Origin of the sequence: Luteibacter sp. ME-Dv--P-043b, from assembly GCF_030209605.1 — a bacterium.
Taxonomy (GTDB): Bacteria; Pseudomonadota; Gammaproteobacteria; order Xanthomonadales; family Rhodanobacteraceae; genus Luteibacter.
Map to the genome: position 1 here is coordinate 155,416 of NZ_JARVRT010000018.1, position 25,643 is coordinate 181,058.

Sequence of the window (25,643 nt, forward strand, 5' to 3'; positions counted from 1 at the left end):
TGGCGGCCTGGACTGGTTATCGAGAAAGGATTACTCATGGTTCACCGTGTCATCCTGGCGGACGATCATCCCGTCGTGCTCAAGGGCATCAGCCTGGCGTTGACGAAGGACGGCCTGGCCGACGTGGTCGGCGAGGCACAGTCGCCGGACGAACTGCTCGCCGTGCTGGCCAGGGAGCCCTGTGACGCGCTGATCACCGACTTCAGCATGCCCGAACCGGGCCGCGACGGGCTGGCCCTGCTGGCGGAAATCCGCCGGCTCTACCCCGATCTGCCGGTCATGGTGATCACCACCCTGGCCAATCCCGCCCTGTACCGCGAGATCCTCGAGGCCGGCGTGCGCGGACTGATCGGCAAGTCGGGGGATACGCGGGAGATTCCCGAGGCACTGGTGCAGATCCTGTCGAACCATGTCTACCTGGGAGCCTCCGTTCGCGAAATGATTTTCACACCGCAGGGCGAGCCCATCGGCACCGGGACGCTGGCCGACCTTTCGCCGCGGGAGCTGGAAATCCTGCGCCTGTTCGCCGCGGGCAACAGCGTGACCGACATAGCCCGGGCCACGGGACGCGGCTTGTCCACCATAAGCCAACAGAAGACCAACGCCATGCGCAAATTGCGGCTGGAAACCGATGCGGAGATCTTCGAATACATCGAAAGGCTGCGACTTCCGCCGGCCGGGGTACAGGCGGCCGGTCAACATAGTCGCAGCCGCACGGGCGGGACATAGAAAAAATCTCAAAAGTGCACGCTGGTTTGACATCGGCGTTCAGGCGTCATGCCTACAATGTGACGGTCCGGTGCCACGGCGGCGCCACCCAAGGAGACGTATCGGTGAGTGCCAAGATCAGCCCGCTGGCGGGCAAACCCGCCACGGAAGCCACCCCGGTGGATGTCGCCGCCCTGCTTGCCGCCTATCACGACCTGCAGCCCGATCCGTCGGTGCCCGAGCAGCGCGTGGTGTTCGGCACGTCCGGCCACCGCGGTTCGTCGCTGGTCCGCTCGTTCAATGCATCGCACGTACAGTCCGTGGTCCAGGCGATCTGCGAGTATCGCCGCAAGGAAGGCATCGACGGTCCGCTGTTCGTGGGCATCGACACCCACGCGCTGTCCGCTCCCGCGTTCGAAAGCACGGTAGAAGTGCTGGCCGCGAATGGGGTAGCGACCTACGTGTCCCGTGGCGGCGAATTCACGCCCACGCCAGCGGTCTCGCATGCCATCCTCGTCTTCAATCGCGGGCGTGACAGCGGCCTGGCCGACGGTATCGTCATCACCCCGTCGCACAATCCGCCCGAGAGCGGCGGCATCAAGTACAACCCGCCGCACGGCGGCCCCGCCGATACCGACGCCACGTCATGGATCGCCCAGCGCGCCAACGCGCTGATCGAGGGCGGGCTGCGCGAGGTGAAGCGGCAGCCGTTCGCGCAGGCGATCAAGGCCTCCACCACGACCGAGTACGACTTCCTCGATCGTTACGTGAGCGATCTCGGCGACGTGCTGGATCTGGACATCATTCGTGCCAGGGGCGTCCGTATGGGCGTCGATCCCCTCGGCGGCGCCGGTGTGCATTACTGGCGTGCGATCGGTGAGCGCTACACGCTCGACCTCACCGTGGTCAGCGAGGTGGTGGATCCCACGTTCTCCTTCATGTCGCTGGACTGGGACGGTCGCGTGCGCATGGACCCGTCGTCGTCCTATGCCATGCAGCGCCTGATCGGGCTGAAGGACAAGTTCCAGGTCGCCTTCGCCTGTGACACCGATCACGATCGCCACGGCGTCGTGGCGCCCAGCACCGGTTTGCTCCCCGCCAACCATTACCTCGCGGCAGCGGCGTGGTACCTGTTCCAGAACCGGCCCGGTTGGCGCCCCGATGCCGCGGTCGGCAAGACCGCCGTCAGCACCGGCCTGCTCGATCGCGTCGCCGCGAGCCTGGGGCGGCCGCTGCGCGAGGTCCCGGTGGGCTTCAAGTATTTCGTCTCCGGCCTTTACGACGGCAGCCTCGGCTTCGGCTGCGAGGAAAGTGCGGGCGCCTCCTTCCTGTCCAAGGACGGATCGGCCTGGTCGACCGACAAGGACGGCATCGTCGCGGCGCTGCTGGCCGGCGAAATGACCGCCCGGCTCGGGCGCGACCCTGGCGAGATCTATCGCGGGATCACCGCCGAGCTGGGCGACCCGGCCAACGCGCGCATCGACGCGCCCGCCTCGCACGCGCAAAAGGCCACCCTGTCGAAGCTTTCCCCGGATCGGGTCGATTCGAAGACCCTGGCGGGCGACCCGATCGTCGCGGTGGTCAACCAGGCCGGTGGCCAGCCCATCGGGGGGATCAAGGTCAGCTCGGCCGAAGCCTGGTTTGCGGCACGCCCGTCGGGCACCGAGGATATCTACAAGGTCTACGGCGAGAGCTTTCGCGGTCCCGACCATCTCGCCCAGGTGCTGGCCGAAGCGCAGGCCATGGTAGACAAGGCCCTCGGCTAGTCAAAAAAAACGCCGTGGGCGCCTAAAGATTGTGCCGAATACGCCGTCAAGGAAGTGTCTCCTTCATTCCGGGCGCCCCGCGTGACTCTTTTCAAATCGACCCAGGCCCGCTACACGGTGGCGGTAGCGGCCTATTTCCTCGTGCTGGTGGCGCTGACCCTGGTGGTGATCCGCCTCTTCGTCAGCCCGGACCTGCGCGCCAGTGAAGCCGAACTGGTCGGGCGCAACGTCGACGAGATCGGCGCGGTCATCACCAACAAGCTGCACCAGGTGGAGGCGCAGCAGCGCAGCATCACCCAGACGGTGGCGCTCATGGACAGCCCGTCCATCGACCGGCTGCAACCCGGCCTGGTGGACCAGTACGGCGATGCCGACGTGTTCGGCGGCGGCATCTGGCCGCTGCCGTTCAAGCGCGAGGCCACGAAGGAACGCGACAGCACCTTCTTCGCCCGCGATGCCAGCGGCAAGCTGGCGGTCAACACGCACTGGAACCAGCCCGACGCCCTGAAGTACTGGGAGCAGAGCTGGTACAAGAATGGCCTGAATGCGCCACGCGGCCATTGTCTCTGGGCCGATGCCTACAAGGACGACGCGAGCGCACAGCCGCGGACCAACTGCGCCATGGCCATCTACAAGGGTGACGAGATCTTCGGTGTCTCCACCGTCGACGTCACGCTGGGCTTCTTCAACCGCCTCGTGGCGGACATGGAAAAGAAGGTACACGGCCAGATCCTGATCGTGGAGCCGAACGGCACCGTGGTCAGCAACAGCACCTATATCAAGGACGACATCGTCCTGAAGAAGATCGCCGACCTGGCCGGCAGTTCGACCATGATCGCCCAGGTGAGGGACGCACTCCCGGGCGTGGCCAAGGGTGGCCAGGTCGAGCGGGACTACGACGTCGACGGCGAATCGCATACGTTGTTCCTCAAGCCGATCGCCGGGACGCCCTGGGTGCTGGCCACCAGCCTGCCGACCCATCTGCTCACCGAGAACAGCACCCGTGTGCTGACCAAGCTGGCCGCGGTGCAGGTGCCGCTCGCCGCGCTGCTGCTCATCGCGCTGGTGCTGGGCATCCGCGCGCTGATGAACCAGCTGGCCACGTTGAAGACCAACATCGACGAGCTCAATTCCGGCGAAGCGGATCTCACCCGCCGGCTCAGCTATGGCAAGGGCACCGAATACAACGGCGTGGTGGACAGCTTCAACGGCTTCATCGCTCGCCTGCAGGGCATGATGCGGCAGGTGCGTGACAGCTCGGCGGCCATTTCCTCGGCGGCCACGCAGATCGCCAGCGGCAACCTCGATCTTTCCCAGCGCACGGAGGAGCAGGCCAGCTCCCTGGAAGAAACCGCCGCGTCGATGGAAGAGCTGACCGCCACGGTCCGGCAGAATGCCGACAACGCCCGCCAGGCCAATACGCTGGCCCGCGATGCGGCGGCCGCGGCACGCAGCGGCGGTGACACGGTGGACGAAGTGGTCGTGACCATGGATGCCATCACCCGGTCGTCCGCCCGCATCGCCGATATCGTAGGGGTCATCGACGGCATCGCCTTCCAGACCAACCTGCTGGCGCTGAATGCGGCGGTGGAAGCGGCGCGTGCCGGTGAGCAGGGACGCGGTTTCGCGGTGGTGGCCGGTGAGGTGCGCAGCCTGGCCCAGAGTTCGGCAAAGGCGGCCCGGGACATCAAGACGCTGATCGCGGATTCCGTGGACGATGTGGAACGGGGCTCGTCGCTGGTCCGCGTGGCGGGCCAGCGCATCGGCGAACTGACCGGCAACGTGGCCCATGTGGCTACCTTCATGGAAGAGATCATGGCGGCCAGCAACGAGCAGAGCCAGGGTATCGAGCAGGTCAGCGGCGTGGTCACGCAGCTGGACGACATGACCCAGCAGAACGCGGCCCTGGTCGAGGAAGCCGCGGCTGCGGCCAAGGCCCTGGAAGACCAGACCCGCACGCTGGAGTCGGTGGTGGGCGGCTTCAAGCTCTGACAGATAACGCCGACGCCGGCGCCCTCGATGGGGGCGCCGGCGTCGTTCCGTCCAGGGGCTTCCCGGACGTCTTAGCGCATGCCGCCCGAGGCGATGATCAGCTCGCCCGTGAGCCACTTGGCCTCGTCCGACGCGAGGAATGCCACCACCGGCGCGATGTCGTCCGGCTGGCCCACACGACCCAGCGGGGTCAGGCCGACCGCCCACTGTTCGAAGTCGCCACCGGCGAAACCCGCCGTGTGCACGCCCTCGGTGATGACCATGCCCGGGTTGACCGAGTTGACCCGGATACCGCGGGCGCCCAGCTCGCGCGACAGCACGCCGGTGATGGCGTCCACGGCGCCCTTGGTCCCCGAATACACGGCGCTGCCCGGCGGCGTGATCCGCGACACCGTGGAGCCGATATTGATGACGCTGGCGCCCTGGCCGAGATGGGGGGATGCCGCCTGGGTGACCAGCAGGGTGCCGAGTACATTGATGTCGAAGATGCGGCGGTACAGGGCCTCGGTCGTCTCCTCGATCGGGGCCATCTGGTAGACACCCGCGTTATTGACCAGGATGTCCAGGCGGCCGAACTGCGCGATGGCCGCCGCCACCATGCTTTCCGCATCCGCCTGCTTCGACACGTCGCCGCCCACGGCGAACGCCTTGCCGCCCGCGGCTTCGATCGCCGCGACCACCGTATCGGCACCGGCCTTGCTCGAGGCGTAATTGACCACCACGGAGGCACCTTCGGCGGCCAGCGTGCGTGCGATGGCCGCGCCGATGCCCTTGGACGCGCCGGTCACCAGCGCGACCTTGTCTTTCAGCTTGCTCATGGTTGTTTTCCCGTGATCGACCGCCGGTATGGCCGCCGCTGTCCCCTTGCATGGGGGTGACAGGTGCGCGCGTGTCATAGGTCGCCGGTCAAAACATTTGTGCGTGGCGCGCAACAGTGACGGGGGTGCGCTGGCCTTGAATCCATGATGCAATGCCGCATTGATGATCGGGACACTTCCGGGAATACGCACCATGACTACTTCGACCCCGCTCGAACCCGTCGATTCGTTCGACTACGTGATCTTCGGCGCCACGGGCGACCTGACCATGCGCAAGCTGCTGCCTGCGTTGTACCGGCGTTTCGCCGAGGGCCAGATCCCCGACGACGCGCGGATCGTGGGCACGGCGCGTTCGCCGCTGGACGATGCCTCGTACCGCGAACGCGCGCAGAAGGCCCTGAAGGAATTCATCCGCGAGGACGAATACGCCGACGATACGGTTCGTCGCTTCCTCGAGCGCGTGCATTACGTCAGCCTCAACGGCGCGGAAGCGGGCGGCAACTGGGACGGCCTGAAGTCGTTGCTGGAAAAGGATGCCGCCGAGGATCGCGTACGCGTGTTCTACCTGGCCACGGCGCCCGACCTCTACGGCGACATCGCACGCAACGTCGACGAAAAGGGCCTGCGCACCGCCAGTTCGCGCATCGTGCTGGAGAAACCCATCGGCACCGACCTGGAGACCGCGCGCAAGGTCAACGAGGGCGTCGGCCGCCACTTTCCCGAGAACACGATCTTCCGCATCGATCATTACCTGGGCAAGGAGGCGGTGCAGAACATCATCGCGCTGCGTTTTGCCAACCCGATGCTGGAGCGCATGTGGGATCGCGAGTCCATCGAGTACGTGCAGATCACCGCGGCGGAAACGGTGGGCCTGGAAGGGCGCGGCGGCTACTACGACGGCTCCGGCGCACTGCGCGACATGATCCAGAACCACCTGCTGCAGGTGTTGACCGTGGTCGCCATGGAACGCCCCGCCTCGCTGGAAGCCGATGCGCTGCGTGACGAGAAGGTGCGCGTGCTGACCTCGCTCAAGCCGCTGGACCGCGACCACCTGGCGACGAGCGTGGTGCGCGGGCAGTACGTGCAAGGCAAGCAGGACGGCAAGCCGGTGCCGGGCTACCGGGAAGAACTCGGGGACGACTCGGCCAGCACGACGGAAACCTTCGTCGCGCTCAAGGCGGAGGTCGACAACCCCCGCTGGCAGGGCGTGCCGTTCTACCTGCGCTCGGGCAAGCGCATGCCGGAGAAACTCACCGAGATCGTCATCCAGTTCCGTGCCGCGGAGGCCGGGCTGTTCGGCGACGCCCGCCCGGGCAGCCGCGTGCGCATCCGTATCCAGCCCAACGAGAGCATCCGCCTGCCGCTGTTCGTCAAGCAGCCGGGCGACCGCTTCGCCCTGGAAGAGGTCGATGCCCTGTCGACGTTGAACGATCCCTCGCGCGTGGTCTATCGCGATTCCTACGAAGGCCTGCTGCTGGACGCCGTGAAGGGCAGCCCGGCGCTGTTCGTGCGCAAGGACGAGACCGAGGCCGCCTGGCGCTGGGTGACGCCCATCCTCGACGCCTGGGGCAAGGACACGCAGGGCCCCGATCCCTACGAGGCAGGCACCTGGGGTCCGGATGCGGCACGCGAGCTGCTCCGTCGCGCCGGGCACCGCTGGATCGAGGACATCGCCGGCTGAACGGGCCGGGCAGGGGCGGGCAGCGCGTTGCCATTGCATCCACGCAAGCTGCCCGCATTATCGGTGGAACGCCGCCATCCCCCTCGAGGAGTGCCCCATGGCCGAATACCGCAAGACCCCCGAAGCCGTTGCCAGGCTGACGCCGGAGCAGTTCCGCGTCACCCAGGAGAGTGGCACGGAGCGCCCGTTCCAGAACGCGTTCCACGACAGCCACGCACCCGGCATCTATGTCGATATCGTCTCCGGCGAGCCCTTGTTCTCGTCGCTGGACAAGTTCGACAGCGGCTGTGGCTGGCCCAGCTTCACCCGTCCGCTCGAGGACGAGCACGTGGCGGAGAAGCGCGACATCACCCACGGCATGATCCGCACGGAAGTGCGTTCCACCCATGCCGACAGCCATCTGGGCCATGTGTTCCCGGACGGCCCGCGTGACAAGGGCGGGCTGCGCTACTGCATCAACTCCGCCTCGCTTCGCTTCATTCCCGTGGCCGACCTGGAAAAGGAAGGGTATGCGGACTATGCGGCACAGTTTGCCGCCCGTGACGGGGGTGAGGCATGAGCTCGCGCGCCATCCTGGCAGGCGGCTGCTTCTGGGGCATGCAGGACCTGATCCGCAAGCAGCCGGGCGTGATCGCCACCCGCGTGGGTTATTCGGGCGGTGACGTCCCCAACGCCACCTATCGGAACCACGGCTCGCACGCGGAGGCCATCGAGATCGAGTTCGACCCCGCCGTGCTCAGCTACCGCAAGATCCTGGAATTCTTCTTCCAGATCCACGACCCGACCACGCCCAACCGCCAGGGCAACGACCGCGGCCTCAGCTATCGTTCGGCCATCTTCTACCTCGACGACGAGCAGAAGAAGGTTGCGGAAGACACGATCGCCGATGTCGACGCGTCCGGCCTCTGGCCGGGCAAGGCGGTGACGGAACTGGCGCCTGCCGGCGACTTCTGGGAAGCCGAGCCGGAGCACCAGGATTACCTGGAGAAGTTTCCCAACGGCTACACCTGCCATTTCATCCGCCCGGACTGGGTGCTACCGAGCCGCGGCGCGTAAGCTTCCGCCCCCATTGTGCGGTCCGTCTGGTCGTTGTCAGGCAGGCGGCAAAACGGGGGTCTGACGTGGTCAGTCGCGGCGTATGTCCAGCAGGTCGGGCATGCGATCGATGACCGCCAGCGCGCCGGTTGTCGCCAGGTCCAGCGATTTGCGGTAACCGTAGCTCACCATCACCAGGGCCACGCCCGCGTCGTGCGCGGCCAGCGCGTCGCTTTCCGAATCCCCCACCATGAGCACCTCCGTCACGGCGACCCCCGTCTGCCGGGCGAGGTGGAGCAGGGGCGCGCCGCTGGGCTTGCGCTGCGGCAGCGTGTTGCCTCCGGTGATGCCGTCGACGAAGGGCAGCATGCCGCGCGCCTCGAGCAGCGGCCGCACGAACTCCTCGTTCTTGTTGGTGCACACGGCGAGGGTCACGCCCTGGTCGTGCAGTGCCCGCAGCGTGTCGACCACGCCGTCATAGGCGTCGCCGTCGAGCGCGGTTTCGGCGTAATGCACGAGAAAGCCCGGCATCACGGCGTCGATGTCCGCCTCGCTGCCGGCGTCTCGGAACGCATAGGTGATCAGCTGGCGCGAGCCCTCGCCGATCCAGTCGACGATGCGTGCATCGTCCACGCGCGGCAGCTTCCAGTCCTCGAGCGTGCGATTGACCGCGGCGGCAATGGCTGCGGCGCTGTCGACCAGGGTGCCATCGAGATCGAAGATGACCAGGGAGAACGGGAACGTCACGGCAGGCTCCGGCAAAAAACGCTCATTCTACGCCCGGGGTGCCTTGCGTCGATGCTGGAGGAAGACAATGACATCGTCCACGGACATCGGTACGGCGGCGTGATAGCCCTGGAGGTAATCGCAGCCGTGCGCGACCAGCCACTCCGCCTGCGACGCGCGCTCCACGCCTTCGGCGATCACCTGCAGCCCCAGCGTACGGCCCAGGGTGATGATGGCCTCGCATACGGATGCCGAGCGCACCTCCGAGTCGATCTCGGCGACGAAGGCGCGGTCGATCTTCAGCGCATCGATGGGTAGGTCGCGCAGGTAGGCGAGGCTGGAAAACCCGGTGCCGAAATCGTCCAGCGCCACGGGGACGCCGAGCGTCCTGAGCGCCTCCATCGCACGCAGTGCCTGGTCGCCGATGACCGCGCTTTCGGTCAGTTCCACCTGGATGGCACCGCGTGGCAGGTCGTGCTCGGCGATGGTCTGTCGTATCGCTGCCACGATGTCGTCGCGTTGCAACTGCACGGCCGATACGTTCACCGCGAGCGCGACGTTCGGGAAACCCGCGTGTGCCATGCGGACGTAGGCACGCCCCACCTCCCGCAGCACCCGGTGTCCCAGCGGCACGATCAGCCCGGTTTCCTCGCACAGCGGGATGAAGACGTCGGGAGCGACGAAGCCACCGTCCGGCAACGGCCAACGGATGAGGGCCTCCATGCTGACGATGTCGCCATCGCTGCTGCGCACGATGGGCTGGAAATGGACGGTGAAGGTGTCCTCGTCCAGCGCGCTGCGGATCTGCGCCGCCATCTTCAGGCGGTTGATGGACGCGGCGGCCATGGCCGCCTCGAAGACGTGCCACGTGCCGGGCGCGCCGCTGCCCATCTGCGCCGCCAGGGCGGCGGCGCCGAGCACTTTCTCCGCGCGGTCGCCGTCGCGGGGATGCACCGCCAGGCCCACGCGCGGTTCCAGGATGTGCAGCATGCCGTGCACGCTGACGGGCGAGGTCACGGCACGCATCAGCGCGGCCAGCGTCTCGCCGCGCCTGGCTTCGTCCATGATCGCCATGACGAAGGTTTCCGCCGGACGGTGGGCGACGGCCGTGCCGGGGCCCTTGAGGGCCGCGAACCGGTCGGCCATGACCCGCAGCACATCCTGGCCCACAGCCTGTCCGAAGGTGTCACTGATGAGTTCCAGCCCGCGCAGCTGCACGAAGGCCAGCTCGTAGCCGCCGGCCCGGCGACGTTCCTCGTCGAGGAAGTCCAGCAGGGCGTCGGTATTGTGCAGACCGGTAATCGCGTCGTGCGTGGCCCGGTGCCGCAGCACCCGTTCGTTGCGCAGCCGCTCTGTGACGTCCTCGACCACCACCAGCCGGGCCACGTGGCCGGGAAAATCGATGTCGGACCCATGGACCAGCACCTGCAACAGGCTGCCGTCGACGCGGCGGTGCGTCCACGGGCGGCTATCGAGGGTGTCACCACCACCACGTCCCTCGACGGCCGCCCGTAGAGCGCGCGCATCGGTGGTGGGCCGGATGTCCAGCAGGGTCATGGCCTGGAACTGTTCCCGCGTATAGCCATAGGCATCGATGGCTGCCTGGTTGACCACCAGGAAGCGCATGGTATCGGTGTCGTACACCCAGGACGGCATGGGGTTCTTGTCGAAGATGATGCGGAAGCGCCGCTCGGCCGTTTCGATCTCGCCGACATAGCGCAGGTGATCACGTTCGGCACGGCCGATCCGGCGCAGGATGTACCACAGTGCGATCCAGTACAGCAGGTACAGCGCGGCGGTCAGCGCCACCACGGGGTACCAGTTGCCGAGGAGGGCGGCACTGGCCGCACCGAAGCCCACCCGTAGCGGATAGCGGCCGGGCGCTGCCAGCGAGATGACGCGATCCACGCCGTCGACCTGGCTGATACGGCGGCCCGCACGCGTATCCTGGGGATCGAACAGGATGTCGACCGGCTTGCCGATCAGCTCGGGATGGTTACCGGTGCGGGCGACGATCGTGCCGTGCAGGTCGATGACCGTCGCGACATCCTGCGACCCCGCGTGGAGGTTGTCGACGACATCCTGCAGGTCCTCCTGGTTCATGCGTGCCAGCAGCCAGCCGCCGTCCACGAACGGCACGGCCAGGGGAATGACCCAGCCCTTCCCGTGTCGCTCGATGGGCCCCATGCGCAGGTCGGTACCGGCTGCCGGCGAGCCGATCCACTGCATGATGGCGGGCTCGCCGTCTCCGGGGCCCACGGCCTGGCCCGCCGGGTCGAGCAGCACGATGCTCTCCACCTGGTCGTGGCGCGCGATCGCGTCCTTGAGGCTGTCCGCCAGCAGGGGCTTCGCCTCGTTGGGCACCGTAAGCGTCAGGTCGTGCGCGCTGGCCGAAATACCCATCAGCGCGACTTCCAGCTGCCTCAGGCGCGCATCGATCAGGCGCTGCGCACCATCGGCCAGTGTCCGCGCCTGTGCATGGGCCGCCTGGACACGGTGCTGGTAGTCCTGGAACAGGACCACCGCGAGGCCGACGCCGATGATGACGCCCACGGCAAAGCCGATGGTCTGTACCAGCGCCGATGTTTTCCTGAACTCGTTGACCACGGCGATGGAACGCCTATCCCCCGGGAGACAGGACGCTAACAGCCTCGTGGGGTCGCCCGCAATCGTCACCTGTACCGCTGCGTGCCATGGGTGCATCCTTGGCGGGCGCCGTCACGTAGACAACGCTAACGTTTGCTTCCGGACAAGCCCTTGCTGCGTTCCCCGATCGTCACTTTCATCGTTTACGAAGCCTTGTGGTTCGCGGTGGTCATCGCCGCTGGTGGCGAACACGGCTGGATGGCCTCGGGGTTTACCGTGGCCTTCGTCGCCTGGCAGGTCGCGATGGCGCGCGAGCGTCGCCTCATGCTCCGGCTTGCCTGCCTGGCCGTCGTGTTCGGTGCTGTCGTGGATGGCGGAGCCACCGCGCTGGGCTTCGTGCGCTACGCGGCCGATGTGCCGGCACCGTGGCCGGGTGGACCGCCCTGCTGGATCCTCGGCCTGTGGGCCGCGTTCGCCGTGACCATGCCGGGTCCGATGCGGTGGCTGGCGGGCAGGCCCTGGCCGGCGGCCCTGCTGGGCGCCATCGGCGGGCCGTTGTCCTACGCCGGTGCGGCGCGCGGCTGGCATACCGTGCTGCTCACCGCGCCGTCGTGGCATGGCTATACGTGGCTGGCGGTCACCTGGGCCCTGGCCATGGCAGCGCTCGCCATCGCGCTGGAGCGTCTCGGCTCAGGCGGGGCAGCGTCCATCGAGGGGTAGGGCCAGGGCCTGGTCCCACGCGGTGTCGGGCACGCCTTCGGTGCGATCGGCTGGCAGGAACTCGATGCGGACGTCCGCGGGCTTGCCGCGTGCGTCGCGGATCGTACCCGGCCCTTCGTAGCGACGCAGGCGTCGTGTGGCTTCGGTGTAGGTCACGTCGATCGTCGGTGCGGCAAAGCCATACCAGGCGTCCAGCTTCAGGGCGATGCGTCGCTCCGTGCCCTCCCGCCCGGATGCGACGACCTTGACCGGAAAGAACTTGCCCTTGCCGGTCATCAGGAAGGGCGCGGAGGCGCCGCGATCCACCACCTGGTCCCAGCGGGCGCGCAGGAACACGTCGAATCCCGCATCGATGACGGCATCGGGCGGTACCGTCAGGGCCTGCTCGCTGCGCTGTCCACCGACGCGGCGCACGTAGACGACACGTTGCGCGCCGTCGCCGCGTACGCCGTCCTCGTACCCGTTGCGCGCATCGGTGAAATCGAAGTCCGGTTGCGTGGGTATCGTGCCGGCCCGCAGCCGCTTGCGTGCGAAGGGCTTGCCATCGGGGCACTGGAACACGATGAGATGCCGTGAGGCATCGCCCAGGTGCACCTCGCGATAGAGCACGGCAGTGCCACCGCGCGCGTAAGCGGTACCGACGTAACGTTCCATGGCGGTGGCGGGCAGCGCCAGGGCGCAGGCGGCAAAGACGAGCACGGGATGAGCGGACGTAACGGGCATGGGGCCTCACGGGGACGGGGGCGTCGTGAGGATCATACGGGCCGCGACAGCGACGGGATGCGCGTTCCGCGTCAGCGGCGTGTCGCGTACACGCCATCGAGCGCGCGCTCGGCCCTGAAACCGGCCTTGTCCAGGCGTGCTGCGACCTCGCGCGGCACGTCGCGTCCGCTGGTGAGCTTGTTGGGGCTGCCGGTGTAATGGAACAGCCTGCCGCCACGCCGCAGGACACGGGCCAACTGTCCGTAGAACATCTGCGAGTAGAGTTCGCCGGCGATGCCGAAACGCGGCGGGTCGTGCAACAGCGCGTCCACCGACGCATCGGCGATGCCCGTGATGGCCACCGACACGTCGGCGTGCGATAGCCGCAGGCGCCCGCCATGGCCCGGGGCATCGGGATCGGGCGACCAGGGATTCAGCGTGCGCAGCCACAGCACGTCGTCGTTCTTCTCGAACGAATCCACCCGCGCCGCGCCCTCGTCCAGGCAGCAGGCGGCGAAATAACCCAGGCCACCGCAGGTGTCCAGCACCACCTTGCCGCGCGGCTGGACCAGGGCCACCTTGCGGCGGGCATCGTCGAGCGGGGATTCCCTGGCGGTCGGTAACATCTTGATGCCGTCGATCTCGAAGGTGGGCGCGCCCCAGGGCGTGGGAACGAGCTTGATCAGCGAGTCGGCAAAACGCGAGACCGGGGCGAACGCCTCGCCGTCCCACCAGTAGATGGTGCGGTCCTTCAGTTTGCCGGGGTGCGGGAATGAACCACCGCGCCAGCTCCACGTTGCGCCGTGCAGGCGCACCTCGTCGTCCGAGCGACCGAGGTCCAGCGAGCCGCGCCAGGCGTCCTCGCCACGGGCGTGTGCCGCATCCCAGGCCTCGACGACGGGACGTGTCAGCAACGGGCCGGAGTAGTGGGGCACGGACGGTATCCTTCGACGGGCAGTCGGTCATTTTAACCACGGCACGCCGCCCACGCATGGCGCTGCCGGGCTTACTGTACGCTTTGCGGCTGACCCGAAGCGAAGCGCACTCCCCATGGCACTCAAATCCACCGTCTTCAAGGCCGACCTGCAGGTCAGCGACATGGACCGGCATTACTACCAGGCCCATGCCCTGACACTCGCCCAGCATCCGTCGGAAACCGACGAGCGCATGATGGTGAGGGTGCTGGCCTTTGCCCTGAACGCGGACGACGCGCTGGTGTTCGGCAAGGGGCTCAGCGCCGACGACGAACCGGACCTGTGGCGCAAGGAACTTACCGGCGAGGTCGACCTGTGGATCGAACTGGGCCAGCCCGACGAGCAGCGCATCCGTCGCGCGGCCGGTCGCGCCAACCGGGTCATCGTCTACACCTACAGCGGTCGTGGCGCGGAGGTGTGGTGGAAGAAGACGGCCGCGGCCGTGGCACGCACGAAGAACGTGTCGGTGGTCGACGTGGCGCCCGCCACCGTCGAAGCCCTGGCGGCGCTCACCCAGCGCACGATGCAGATCCAGTTCATGATGCAGGACGGCCAGGCGCAGGTGATCAGCGGCGATGCGGTGATTCCCGTCGAGCTGAACGTTCTGGCCTGAGCAAGCGGGTTACGGCGTGCATGCATCCGTGCTGGCCAGCTTGGTCGAGGCGACGCCGCCGTAGGGGCTGACCCCGATGCGGGACCCCGGTACGGCGGCGGTGTTCACACCCGTGGTGGTGCCGGTGGCACCGGCACACAGCACGAAGGCCATGGGCTGGCTGGGGTTGGTGCGCGAGGCCAGCGGCACCAGTTGGCCCTGCTGGCCGAAGGTCACCACGGCGGCGTCGCTGGCGACCGCGGAGATTCCGTTGAAGGCAGTCGCCGTGCGCAGCACCTGCATGCCGGCCGACGCGTTAGCCGTATAGACATCGGTCGCTGTCGTGGTCGCTACCGGATGCACGTAGACGAGCCAGCCGGTGTCGTAGCGATTGCTGGACGAGCACGTGGCCCCGTCCGCGCTGGCGCATACCGACACGTAATTGGCGCGCACGACGGCCTCGGTGCGTGCGTACTGCACCGCTGCCTGCAGGCTGTCCGTCGCGGCGCGCAGACGATGCTTCTGCAACATGGTGCGGAACGACGGCACGGCCAGGGCGGCAAGGATCGCCGCGACGACGATCGCCACCACGAGCTCCAGCAGGCTGAAGCCGTGCTGGCGGTGCCGAGCCTGTCGTCGCGTGCGCATGCGTTTCACCAGCATGTGCCGTTGCTGGTCGTGCCGGTGGGCGCCTTGACGCCCGTGCTTGTCAGGGACAGCGCGCCGCAGACATCGCGCGCCTGCGCGCCTTGGGGAACGGGCGTGGCGGTAGCGGTATAAGCCTGGGCATCCAGCGATGCCACTGCCGTCACGGTGACCGATGCCGTGTAATAGCCCGCTTCGGAATTCGCCGTGGTGGATGCCGCATAACCGATCGTCGCCAGGTCCGCGTACGCGTTGTGCAGGGCGTAATAGCGCTCCTGCGCGTTGGCGATGCTCATCAGCAGCTTCTGCCCGTCGCTGCGTCGTGCCCGGTAGCCGTATTTGGTGTATGAGGGCACGGCGATGGCCGCGAGGATCGCCATCACGACCAGCACGATCATCAGTTCCAGCAGGGTGAAGCCGCGGCGATGTCGGAACGTGTGCATATCAGTTACCGCTGTTGAGTACGCGCCACGAGCGGCGACGCGCGGTGGGAATGCTGGTGCCTGCCGTCGCCCCGGACGCGGTGACCTGGCCGGGCAGGTACGAGGTGCCACCACTGAGGCTGGCCGCCGTGTACAAGGCACCGGAACTGGCGGCCCCGCTGACCTGCGCGCCGGCCAGCGTGTAGCCCTGGCCGAAAGTCACCGCGGTGCCGATCGACACGCCGAACGCGGCGCCACCGGTGGTGCCGTCCAGAGCGATGACCGAGCCCGAGCTCGATGTCGTGCAGGGGTCGCTGGCGGTGGGAATCAGTGTGCTGAAGGTCACCGTGTTATTGCTGGAATCCAGTGCCGGCGTGACCACGACGCGTTCACCGGCCACGCTGGACAGCGGCAGGTACCAGCCCGACTTGCCCGCGGGCACGGCGTTGCCGGTGACCCCGATCGCGCCGCTGGTCTTGTCCAGGGTCATCGACTGCATCACCAGGTTGCCCGCGGCGACGGTGATCGGTGTGCCGACCGTCGTGCCCGGCTCGCGCAGGCCGTAGAAAGCCTGCTGCGTCGTATCGGCGGTGTCGGCGGTGCTCAGGTAGCGCCCGGTACCGAACACCACCAGGAAATTCGACGAGGTGGGATCGGCCAGCAGGCGCGGCGACGTGGTTACCGATTGCGCGTTGGCCACGGCGGGTTTGAACAGCAGGCTGACGCCTTGTGACCCGGCGGTCGCGCCCAGCGTCGCCGCCGAGAGATCGATCCGCCAGATATTGCCGTCGAGGTCACCGGCGAAAGCCACGTCGGCTACCTGGTCACCGTCGTAATCGCCCACGGCGGGGGTGGTGAGTCCGTGGCTGGCGGTGCTGCCGCTGCCCGAGGGCGTGCGGATCTCCTTCAGCAGCGTGCCGGTCTGGGCGTCGAGGACGAACAGGGAGCTATAGGTGTTGCCGGCCGCCGCGGCCGTGCTGCCATCCGGAAAATAGCCGCCCGGCACCAGCACCACCCAACGACCCACCGACTTGTCGGTGTTGGTGAAGGCGACGCGCGTGATCACGGGTGTGCCGAACGTATATCCCAGGTTGGCCGGCGTGCCGACGGTGGAGATGCTGTCGCTGTTGAATTCCCAGAGGATTTTCGACGCCACGGCGCTGGTGGTGCCCAGTGTCGACGCCGAAGGATCGGTAATGTCCACGCCGAACACGCCGCGACCGCCGAAGCGCAGCGAACCGACCAGAAGGGTGTGCCAGCCCGCCGTGGATTTGCTCTGGGTGTCGGCACCGTTGAAGAACACGTCGCCGGTGACCGGGCTGCCGTCGACGGTGGGCGTGAAGGTGAAGTTGCTCAGCCGGCTCTGTGCGGGAAGGTTTGGGTAGACGCTGGCCGGAATGTACGCCCACAGTTCCCGGCCGGGCTGGGCGCCGCTGGTGCCGGCGATACGTGCATCGAAGGCATGCAGCATGCCGTCGTTCGCGCCGACATAGACGGCGGCGGGACGCGTCGCCCATCGGCTGAGGAAAGCCGAATAGCTGGTCGTTCCGTCGGCGGCCAATGCCTTGGCCTCGGGCGAGCCGGCAGGGAAGGTATCGCTATAGCCACTGTCGGGTGCGCCGACGTAGGCCGGCTGCGAGCCGAAGATCGCGCCCAGCAGCGTCGTGCGCGTGCGAAAGGTGCTGCCTTCCAGGGTGCGTACGCCGCTGAGCCAGTCCACGCGCCGCGAGCCCAGGCCGTCCGCCGTCGCTATCGATCCACTACCGTCGTAGGAGTCGAGTATGGCCTTCTGCGCCGTCGTCATCGTCGTATAGGCCAGGGCCTGCGCGGTGCCCGTGCCCGGACCCGTGGCGGTGACGATCAGCCGCGGATCGCTGCCGACGATACGCGCGGTCAGCAGGTCGCCCGCCGACCACAGCGTGTCGCCCACGGCGCCGTTCGAGCGGATGGCCCGGGCCAGCAACGAACCGCTCCAGTCGGTGGTGTTGTAGCCGGCGTAATAGGCGATCGCGTTGGTGGTCAGCACGTTGGTGCTCAGCGCCAGCGTGAGCGAGCTCGAACTGCTGGCGATGACCGAGGACAGGATCGTCGTGAGGCTGTTGACCAGCGAGGTGGGATCGGCCGCGCTGAAGTAGCCGCCGCGGCTGTTGATCGCCGCATGCCACGTGTCGTCGATGTTGGTCGCGCCGCCATTGGTATCCGGCGTCGGCCACTGCTTCGAGCCCTTGCGCAGCGCGAGGTAGTCGTCGGGATAGCTCAGGCTGCCCGAGATGCCCATGGTCACCATATACTGCGACATGTGCTGCCAGTTGGCCGGATCGTTGGCGGGATTGAAGTACACCTCGGTGTTGCTGCCCGGCGTGGTGGAGCTCACGGTGGTCGACGGCCCGGTGATGCCGGTGGTGAGGTCGGCATAATACGGGGGCACGTTGTTGCGCAGGTCCGGTCTCAGATCGTTCGCCCAGTAGGAGAACGCAATGTCGGCGAGCGAAGGGTCGGTGGTGCCCGTCTGGTTCCAGTACACCGTGGACGGCGTACCGGAGGTGGCATAGGTGGTGCCGTCCGGCAGGGTGAGCGATACGTTGTCGCTGGGCGTGGCCTTGGCCGGGCTGTCGCCGTTCCAGAAGCCGTCGGTCACCAGCATGTTGAAGTTCTTCCGGCAGGTCAGCTCGCCGGGGGTGCTGGTGCTGCCGTTCCAGTACGGGTCCTGCGCCGCGGGCGAGGTGGCCAGGCTCCGCTTGTAGAACTCGCCTGCCGTCTGCGTCGCGATGCGCGTGGGCGTGCCACCGCTGGCCGGGGCGCCGTACAGCCAGTTCATGAACTGGCTGCGCCAGCAGGTGTCGGTGGTGCTGGTGGCATTGCAACCGCTGGGAGCGTTGGTCAGCTCCAGGATCTTGCTGGACGAGGCGAGTGGACCATAGGACGCCCCGGTGTAGGCGCCTGAGGCGTTGTAGTTGCCAGCTGGCGACTGCGCCTGAAGAGTCTGCCAGGCCACGCGCACCGAGCCATCGGCCAGGCTGCCGAACACACGTCCCACTGCGGCGCGCGCGTTGAGGTTGCGCGTGCGGTAGTAGCTGTACCAGATGGCGAAGTTCTGCTTTATCGCCGCCGACTCATTGGCAACGAGGTGATAGGTGCAGCTGGATTCGAGGATGGGCGACGTGCAGACGTAATAAAAGCCGCCTGTATCCCCGGTCGTGGTCGCGAGGTTACAGTTGGTCAGACCGAGGAAGCTGGTGCATGTCGCGACAAGGACGCTACCGTCGCTGTTGATCACCGTACGCGTTCCGTTGAGCCCAGAGAATTGACCACACCCTAAGAACGAGCACGTGGTCACACTGACGGTCGGCCCGCGCACGGACACCGGAATGTCCAGCTGCTGGCAGCCGGTACGCCCGCCGGTGGTGTACCAGGTGATGGTCTCGTTGGCGTTGCGCGAGCAGGGCGAATTGCCAGCCAGCGTGTTGGCGAGAAAGCCCGCGTAGAAGGCCTTGCTCAGGTCGACGACCACGGGAGCGAGATACGTGCCGGTATTGGGCGACCAGCAGGTCTTCGTCAGCGTGTTGGCGCAGTAACCGTCGCGCCACGCGGCGGTGTAGCTGGGTGTGCCCAGGGGCACGCCGCTGGCATCCGGCGGAACGACGTAGGTCACGTTCGGATCGAAATAGATCGGGTTGCCCGTGGACGAGTAGTAGTACTTCCTGTCGTAGAAGCCGTCCATCGCATCGGGGATGGACGTGGCGTTCATCGAGCCGGAGTCGTCGAAGGTGACCACGATGTTGGGTGCGACCTTCGAGGTGACGCCCGGCGGCGTGCGGCTGACGGTGACCGTGGTCGCGGCGGCCACGCCCGCCAGCAGGCTGCATGCCGCGATCAGGCAGAGCGCGACGAGGCGCAGGCGGCGGGCGAAGTGCGGGCTTGCCGTCATGGGCATCGTCAACTCAGTGTGCACGCGAGGAGGTTGGGGGTGACGAACGTGGTCTCGACCACGCGCAGGGTGTTGGGACTGCCACCGCTGGCACGCGCGGTGATCCGGTAGAGATAGAACTTGGCGGTGGCCGACGCGGACGATCCGGCTTCCTTCGCCGTGCTGGTGCCGGTGTTCGGTGCCAGGTCCTGGCCCAGCAGCTCGACGATGTACCAGGGGTTGCGCGCCAGCACGGCGGTGGACAGCGCGGGATCGGTGCTCTTGGTCGTGTAGTCCACGGCCACGCCGGCACCCTTGTATTCGGTTGCGCCATCCACCAGCCACACCGACGACTGCCGGAACGCCGATACCTTGCCGCTGATCGTCGACGGGTTGCTGGAGTTGTAGCAGGCCACGCCGACGCCGTTGAAGATGTTCCACTCCACGCCGCGCAGGGCGTTCTCGGCCGACCACTCGGCCTGCTGCGCGTTGCGCATCGCCCCGGCCATGCGCTCCTGCAGCAGCGATCGGCCCGACGTGCTGATGGCCACGATGGTGAGCACCAGCAGGAACACCATGGCCAGCACCAGTACCGCGCCACGCTGCCGCCTCATGGGTTGTAGTTCCGTACGGAAATCACGGTGGAGAATTCGCGGCGCAGCACATGGTCGTCGAAGCCTTGCTGGCTGGGCATGACCGCACGGGCGGCGTTGCCCGGGGCGGCGGCGCCCGCCACGGCGGGGTCGCCGTAGTACTGATACTGCAGATCGGTCGGCTTCAGGGAATACAGCGGGATCTGCCCGGTCATGAGCAGGTGGATCTCGATGCTCTGCACCGATCGCCACATGCAGCCCGGGTCGCTACCGGCAATGCTCACCGTCGACGAGGCGCAGGTGGTGGCCCCGTCGATCTGCGCCGCGGTGCGGTAGCTGGTGTTGCCCGCGGCATCCATCACGCCGTAGAGGAAGTCGAGCCGCTCCACGCCCCTGACCACTTCGGCAGCTACGCCGTTGACCCGCTTCATCAGCGCACCGGTGGTGTTGCCGTTGTTGTCGCTCACCACCTGCAGGTAATAGGACACCGTGCGCACGTCGCGGTTGAAGTCGAACAGTTTCGGCGAGACACCGGAAGGCCGCATCACACTGGCAAGGTTGGTCGCCGGCGTGAACGTCTTGCCGGACAGCGTGGCCGAGAACACCTGGGCCGCGTTGCAGTCGGCCAGCATCATCAGGTCGCCGGCCACGTACGAGGTCAACGGCGGCTCGCCGGTCTGCGGCGTGACGGCGATGCTGGCCACCGCGTTGCCGCTCAGGGTCACGGTGCTGTTGATACCGTCCAGCGACCACCCGCGACTGCCGTCGAGGTAGCGCAGGGTGATGGCGGCGCTGCCCGGCACGCGATTGCCGATCGTCGTGCCCTGCGCGGGAAGCCCGGCCACGCTCGGATCGGCGGGCGTGCAGGCACTCACGGTGCAGTCGTAGCCGCGCAGCGCCAGGAAGGCGGGCAGGGTGAAGGCGGCAACCGGTGCCACGGGATAGGTGTTGCTGCCACTGGTGCTGCCCCACTTCGTGCCGTTGTCGGTAAGGGCGGCCTGCAGCGTGGCGCCGGAAACCAGCACCTGCGGTGCGCGCAGGTAGCGATCCAGCGACATCACGCCGTTGGACAGCGGCGAGGACTGTCCGCCGACGTTGGAACAGTACTGGGCGTTGGCCATGCGCAGGTCCGCGGTGAGCGACGCCACGGCGAACCGCCCCTCTTCCTGCAACTTGGCCAGCTGTGTCTGCACGACGCTGCTGGCGGAGGTGGCCAGCACCACGCTGACGATGCCGCCGGCCACGATGAGGCCCAGCGCCATCGCGATCATCAGTTCGACCAGTGAAAACCCTCGCGACACGCGCATCATGGCTGGAAGTTCCAGACGAACGTACGGGTGTCGACCCCTTGGTGGTCGCTGTCGCCGGCGCCGCGCTCGGTCCAGCTGATACGCATGACGCAGTTGCCCGCGTACGGTGGTCTTACCGCCAACTGGGCGGTGTCGGGTGTCGCGCCGTTGGTGCACGCGATGGACGCCGTGCCGTTGGGCAGGAACGCCCGCAACTGGCTGCTCCACAGGTACTGGTCACGCAGCGCCAGCTTGGCGGGCGTGCAGGCGGCAGCGGCCGTGCAGGCCTGGGTGCCGTCGATCGGATAGGAGGACGAGTTATAACCGCCGGCCCAGACACCCAGCGGATTGGCGCGCATGCGGTCGGCCATGCTCGTCGCGATGAACCCCGCCTGGGTGCGCTGGTACCCGACCTGGTTGGAGCGAAACGATACGATGAGCAGGCTGGACAAGCCGACGAGGCCGACCGTAAACACCAGTACCGCCATCAAGACTTCGATCAGAGAGACCCCTCTGACATGTCTCGCCAGAACCATAGACAACCTTGAAAAGCGTAAATGCCTTTCAGGTATAGGCCCTGTATACGGGGCGTTTTACGTAATTTCGGTAAGGCGTATGCGTTAACGGCAGTGATGCACTTTCAGTGAGCTATTACTCAAGACCGATCCAGCGATGCCGTTCCGCCATGTTCAGTGCCAGCGCGGGGCTGCGGCGTGCGACGCGCTCGCGCGTCTCGCGTTCGCGGCGAAGCGTGGGCCACGCTTCGAGGTAGGCCTGCAAGGCGGCGGGATCGCAGTCGTACTTCGCCAGGGCCTCCGGCGTGGCCGAGCGCAGCGCCACCGCGCCGTTGTAGCCACCGAAACCCTGCGTGGCGCAGATGGCGCCCCCGTTGGCGTTGCCTTCCGACGGCTGCGCGTGCAGCTGGAAATGTCCGGCGACATCGGCCAGGTCGGGGTCCAGGCGGCGCAGGGTAGGCACGCCCGGCGCCTTGCGACCGAGCACGAATTGCAGCGCCTGCGAGAGTGCCTTCAGCCCCGTCTCGCCCATGGTGTGGCCGTCACCGACCGCCTTGGGCGTGCCCACCACCAGGCGCGGCAGGTCGCCCTGCATGTCCTGCCGTTGCGCGGCACCGCGCAGCCCGGCCAGCGCCGTCGCCAGGTCGGTCTTCGAATTGGTGCGCGTCCCCGTGGCATGCGCGGCGAGGTACTGGAAATCGTGCACGCCATAGCCGTGGCCCACGAACGCCATGTCCAGGGCCTGCACCAGCGCGTTCTCGCCGCCGAAGCCCACGCCCGCGAAGTGCGCCTTGCCGCCGGCTTCGGCGCTCTGGCCCCAGCCGACGATGATCGAGGTGATATCCAGCTGCTGGTCCAGTGCGAAGGCCAGCGTGGTGACCAGCAAACCGGAGCCCCCATGGCCGACCACCGTGCCGTCGGCGTCCACATCGAACGGGGCGAGCGCGTCGTGGACGCTGCGCACGTTGCCGTCGTCGTGGGCGGCGTTCTTGGCGGCCAGCTTTTCGCCGGTCATCAGCGCGCCGCCCCCGAACGCTTCGAGGATACCGAACCGGGGTTGCAGGGCCGCATCGGCCGCGGTGAGAAGCACCATCTTCGGTTTCTGGAAGCCGGGATAGTCGAACAGCAGCTGCGGGGCGATGTCCGCCAGCGCGACCAGGCTGGACGCGCAGGCGCCCACGGCGGTCATCGGTGCCTGCGGCACGCGCATGAAACCGACCTCGTCCGAACGCAGCGACTCGCGCAGTTCGGGATTCTTCAGCACGCGGCTGATGCTGTAGGCCGGGGCGAGCATGGTGGAGACGAGGGCGGGGCCGTGCGAGCCGAGTGAATGGGCCAGCCGCACGGCGAAGGTGTCCTTGGGGAACCCTTCCTCCGGCAACGGCGCGTCCGGACGCAGCCATTGGCCAAGCGCCTCGTTACCACCGAAGGCCGTGGCCGAGGCGACGCGGAAACCGAAGGGTTCGGGGATCAGTTCCGACAGCGGACGCGGAAGGCCCGCCAGGGCGCCCAGAGCGCCATAGGCGAACAGCTGCGCCTGCAGCGAGGGGCTGAGCAGTGGATCGTCCTGGAACAGGCCGTGCATGTCCTTCAGCTTGGACGCGCGGATATCTTCGTAGCGCAGGCCGGCCAGGCGACGCAGCCCGACGGTTTCCAGGTCGTGCGGCAGCGGTGCGGCGATGTCGGTGACTACACGGGGTGCCAGCTCACGCACGTGCGGCACATGGCGGATGCCGCTGTTGGCGCGCAGCGTGTCGCCATGCAGCCGTTGCAGTTCGTCCAGGGTCACGGGATGCCCGGCTTGTTCGCCATGGGCCCAGCACATGCCGTCGGCGGCATGGGCCGCGTCCGGATCGAGCACCACCAGACCTGCGTCGAAAGCGGCCAGCGGCAGGAATTCATCGGAGTGGGCCACGAGGGCCTGGTAGGTTTCGGTGGAGCCGACGGCCGACAGGGTGCAGGCGGTGCCGACGGTCACGAGGACCTGGTTGCTTTTCAGTCTGGACATGCTCGGGCGGGTACCGATACGGGCTAGACCGACATTATAGGTCCCCTGGCCGGTGACGTGGCCGGCGCGCCACGGAGGACGGGCCGGCCACGCCGTCGGCGTGGATCAGAACAGGCCGGGATCTTCGGTGCGGGAGGTATCCGGCGAGCCGTCCGGGTGGGTGAACCACAGCAGCCGGTTGCGACCGCCGGCGCAGTCGCCGCCATCGGATGCCGCGCTGAGCACGCCCGCCGCGGTGACGATGTCACGTCCGAAGCAGCTGCCGAGGTTGTCCTTGAAGCGGAACACCTGGGTGCTGCGCTGGCCGCTGTGGCCGGTGACCGCGCCGTTGCTGAAGGCGAGGGTGTCGGCGGTATCGATGCTGTTGTCCACGTCGCTGCGATACAGCACCAGGCCACCCACCTTCTTCACGAACGACCGTGAATAACCCTGCGTGACCGAACTGGGCGCACCGGTGACGTTACCTGCGCCGTCGAAGTTCGTGCCGAAGCTGGCCAGCAACGGGTAATCGAAGTGGGCTTCCGTCGTCACGGCGATGCCGAGCGGCCCCTGCCGTGTCTTCGTCGTGCTGTCCACGCTGGTGAGCTGGTCGATGCCTTGCAGGTAATGCGACGGATCGATGGTGAACGACTGCGTGTTGTCGAACGCCACCGCCTGGTTCACTTCCGTGGTGATCCTGCCGTGCGAGGTATCCACGTAGCCAGCGGTGCGGAAACGGCGCAACGCATGCGTGGCGATGGAGCCGCCGATCACGCCCGCGTTATCGGTCAGCCGGTTGTCGACGGTGGCCGTGGCCGGCTGGCCCTGCAGCGTGTTGGCGGTGACGGCACCGGTCAGCACCTTGCGCCGATGGTCCTGGTACACGAACAGGTTGCCGGTCACCGCGAAGTTGCCGTTGGCCCCGGTGACCCCGATGGCCAGCGCATGCGGCTTGCCGTCGTTGAGCAAGGCGGCGAACGGCGTGAGGTCGACGCGGTAAGGCAGGAAATTCAGCGTCTGCACACCGGGCGTCGGTCGCCACAGGTACGGATCGATGCCGCCGGTGAAGATCCACGGATACACCGGCGCCACGCCGGCGGACTGCCCGTCGATCGACACCTGTACCTCGCGGTAGGCGCCGCCGCCGCAGCTTTGCGCTTCATTGGCCTGCGCATCGGGCACGCACGAGTACCAGAACTCGTCGCCACCCTGGCCCTGCGCGAACACGTCGAGGTAGGCACGCTCGATGTTCGTGGGCAGCGTAAGGGTGCGCGAGAGCAGGTCGGCGCCGGTGTTCAGCGCCACGGTGCCGCCGGCGGTACCGTCGGACAGCGGGAACACGGCATCGGGGGCGTCCAGCTTCGGCGCCAGGACGTTGGCGGGATAGAACACCAGCCGTGCCGAACCGCTGATGATGCCGGTGTAGGTGCCGTCGACGACGTTGCCCAGGATCGCCTGGCCCGTCTGCGGATTGCCCAGCAGGCTGGCGAAGTCGCTCACGTCGCGCTCGATGTGCCAGCTGGGCGCCACCGTGGCGGAGGGCTCCTGCGTGGTACCGAAGTAGACGTTGGCGCCGCCCAGCCACAGCGACGCGGTGCGGTCGAACTGACGACCCGCGGTGACCGAGAAATCCGCCTCCAGCACCACCTTCGACCACGACGTACCGCAGCCGGTCGGTGGCGCATAGCTGTAGGCATGGTCGGAGAAATCGCGGAAGGTGAAACCGCTGAAGAGCTGCACCGTGCACGCCTTGCCCGGTGGCCGGGGTACCGGCGGGTCGGCGATCGCGACGTTCGCGGAGCCGACATTGAATCCCGGCGACGTAGCCGATATGGCGCCCGACGCGCCGCAAGCGAACACACAACCGAACAACCCTGCCCACAGGCCGTGACGGCCCGCTCGATAGATGACAGACATCTCTCGCTACTCCCCGGTGTTTCGCCCCCTGCGGGCTAAACCTAGCACAGCGGTTGGCCGGAAAAGTG

General features: G+C 67.3%; 21 protein-coding genes. 8 read left to right on the top strand and 13 right to left on the bottom strand.

Going from position 1 to position 25,643, the window contains the following annotated elements; translation table 11 throughout:
• The first annotated feature begins 36 nt into the window (after positions 1–36).
• The 3 genes from QRN34_RS12115 (at position 37) to QRN34_RS12125 (ending at position 4,466) form a co-directional block, all read left to right on the top strand.
• The gene (locus tag QRN34_RS12115) at positions 37–729 is read left to right on the top strand and encodes a response regulator transcription factor (protein ID WP_285404731.1); all 693 of its coding nucleotides are present in this window, start codon (positions 37–39) and stop codon (positions 727–729) included.
• A 104-nt stretch (positions 730–833) separates the two neighbouring features.
• Entirely contained in the window at positions 834–2,474 is a 1,641-nt protein-coding gene (gene pgm, locus QRN34_RS12120; RefSeq protein ID WP_285404733.1) for a phosphoglucomutase (alpha-D-glucose-1,6-bisphosphate-dependent), read from the top strand.
• An 81-nt stretch (positions 2,475–2,555) separates the two neighbouring features.
• On the top strand, positions 2,556–4,466 hold the full coding sequence (locus QRN34_RS12125) for a methyl-accepting chemotaxis protein (protein WP_285404735.1): 1,911 nt from the start codon (positions 2,556–2,558) through the stop codon (positions 4,464–4,466).
• 71 nt (positions 4,467–4,537) lie between these two features.
• On the opposite strand, the gene QRN34_RS12130 is transcribed toward QRN34_RS12125, so the two are convergent.
• Positions 4,538–5,284, bottom strand: a complete 747-nt coding sequence (locus QRN34_RS12130; protein ID WP_285404737.1) for a glucose 1-dehydrogenase — start codon at positions 5,282–5,284, stop codon at positions 4,538–4,540.
• A 193-nt stretch (positions 5,285–5,477) separates the two neighbouring features.
• Between QRN34_RS12130 and zwf the strand changes: the two genes are divergently transcribed.
• From zwf to msrA, 3 genes are all read left to right on the top strand, one after another.
• On the top strand, positions 5,478–6,965 hold the full coding sequence (gene zwf, locus QRN34_RS12135) for a glucose-6-phosphate dehydrogenase (RefSeq protein ID WP_285404739.1): 1,488 nt from the start codon (positions 5,478–5,480) through the stop codon (positions 6,963–6,965).
• A 97-nt stretch (positions 6,966–7,062) separates the two neighbouring features.
• Positions 7,063–7,524 carry a peptide-methionine (R)-S-oxide reductase MsrB gene (msrB, locus tag QRN34_RS12140; RefSeq protein WP_285404741.1) on the top strand — a complete coding sequence of 154 codons (462 nt, stop codon included), beginning with the start codon at positions 7,063–7,065 and terminating at the stop codon, positions 7,522–7,524.
• Complete coding sequence (msrA, locus tag QRN34_RS12145) at positions 7,521–8,021, top strand: peptide-methionine (S)-S-oxide reductase MsrA (RefSeq protein ID WP_285404743.1); 501 nt, start codon at positions 7,521–7,523, stop codon at positions 8,019–8,021. The genes msrB and msrA overlap by 4 nt, the downstream gene beginning before the upstream one ends.
• Before the next feature lie 69 nt (positions 8,022–8,090).
• Here msrA and QRN34_RS12150 read toward each other — a convergent pair whose 3' ends face one another.
• Positions 8,091–8,747: an HAD-IA family hydrolase gene (locus QRN34_RS12150; protein WP_285404745.1), complete on the bottom strand. Its 657-nt coding sequence runs from the start codon at positions 8,745–8,747 to the stop codon at positions 8,091–8,093.
• 27 nt (positions 8,748–8,774) lie between these two features.
• Positions 8,775–11,333 (bottom strand): EAL domain-containing protein, encoded by a 2,559-nt coding sequence (locus QRN34_RS12155; RefSeq protein WP_285404747.1) that lies wholly within the window; start codon positions 11,331–11,333, stop codon positions 8,775–8,777.
• 150 nt (positions 11,334–11,483) lie between these two features.
• Between QRN34_RS12155 and QRN34_RS12160 the strand changes: the two genes are divergently transcribed.
• A complete protein-coding gene (locus QRN34_RS12160; protein ID WP_185754387.1) occupies positions 11,484–12,032 on the top strand; it encodes a DUF2878 domain-containing protein in 549 nt (182 codons plus the stop codon).
• Here QRN34_RS12160 and QRN34_RS12165 read toward each other — a convergent pair.
• Together QRN34_RS12165 and QRN34_RS12170 are read right to left on the bottom strand one after the other, a co-directional pair.
• Complete coding sequence (locus QRN34_RS12165; RefSeq protein ID WP_285404749.1) at positions 12,003–12,755, bottom strand: hypothetical protein; 753 nt, start codon at positions 12,753–12,755, stop codon at positions 12,003–12,005. The genes QRN34_RS12160 and QRN34_RS12165 overlap by 30 nt on opposite strands.
• Before the next feature lie 71 nt (positions 12,756–12,826).
• Positions 12,827–13,669 carry an SAM-dependent methyltransferase gene (locus tag QRN34_RS12170; protein WP_285404750.1) on the bottom strand — a complete coding sequence of 281 codons (843 nt, stop codon included), beginning with the start codon at positions 13,667–13,669 and terminating at the stop codon, positions 12,827–12,829.
• Between the two features lie 115 nt (positions 13,670–13,784).
• On the opposite strand from QRN34_RS12170, the gene QRN34_RS12175 reads away from it, so the two are divergent.
• Complete coding sequence (locus tag QRN34_RS12175) at positions 13,785–14,321, top strand: YaeQ family protein (protein ID WP_036141506.1); 537 nt, start codon at positions 13,785–13,787, stop codon at positions 14,319–14,321.
• Between the two features lie 9 nt (positions 14,322–14,330).
• Here QRN34_RS12175 and QRN34_RS12180 read toward each other — a convergent pair whose 3' ends face one another.
• The 8 genes from QRN34_RS12180 to QRN34_RS12215 form a co-directional block, all read right to left on the bottom strand.
• The gene (locus tag QRN34_RS12180; RefSeq protein WP_285404752.1) at positions 14,331–14,963 is read right to left on the bottom strand and encodes a GspH/FimT family pseudopilin; all 633 of its coding nucleotides are present in this window, start codon (positions 14,961–14,963) and stop codon (positions 14,331–14,333) included.
• Positions 14,954–15,388 carry a type IV pilin protein gene (locus QRN34_RS12185; protein ID WP_285404754.1) on the bottom strand — a complete coding sequence of 145 codons (435 nt, stop codon included), beginning with the start codon at positions 15,386–15,388 and terminating at the stop codon, positions 14,954–14,956. The genes QRN34_RS12180 and QRN34_RS12185 overlap by 10 nt, the downstream gene beginning before the upstream one ends.
• Position 15,389: 1 nt before the next feature.
• Entirely contained in the window at positions 15,390–19,295 is a 3,906-nt protein-coding gene (locus QRN34_RS12190) for a PilC/PilY family type IV pilus protein (RefSeq protein ID WP_285404756.1), read from the bottom strand.
• A gap of 8 nt (positions 19,296–19,303) precedes the next feature.
• Positions 19,304–19,888: a PilX N-terminal domain-containing pilus assembly protein gene (locus QRN34_RS12195; protein ID WP_036141499.1), complete on the bottom strand. Its 585-nt coding sequence runs from the start codon at positions 19,886–19,888 to the stop codon at positions 19,304–19,306.
• Positions 19,885–21,177, bottom strand: a complete 1,293-nt coding sequence (locus QRN34_RS12200; protein ID WP_285404758.1) for a PilW family protein — start codon at positions 21,175–21,177, stop codon at positions 19,885–19,887. Before QRN34_RS12200 ends, QRN34_RS12195 begins: the two co-directional genes overlap by 4 nt.
• Positions 21,174–21,692, bottom strand: a complete 519-nt coding sequence (pilV, locus tag QRN34_RS12205) for a type IV pilus modification protein PilV (RefSeq protein WP_285404760.1) — start codon at positions 21,690–21,692, stop codon at positions 21,174–21,176. Before pilV ends, QRN34_RS12200 begins: the two co-directional genes overlap by 4 nt.
• 115 nt (positions 21,693–21,807) lie before the next feature.
• Positions 21,808–23,679, bottom strand: coding sequence for a hypothetical protein (locus QRN34_RS12210; protein ID WP_285404762.1), 1,872 nt, complete (start codon positions 23,677–23,679; stop codon positions 21,808–21,810).
• A gap of 105 nt (positions 23,680–23,784) precedes the next feature.
• Positions 23,785–25,575, bottom strand: coding sequence for a peptide-N4-asparagine amidase (locus tag QRN34_RS12215; protein ID WP_285404764.1), 1,791 nt, complete (start codon positions 25,573–25,575; stop codon positions 23,785–23,787).
• Positions 25,576–25,643 lie beyond the last annotated feature (68 nt).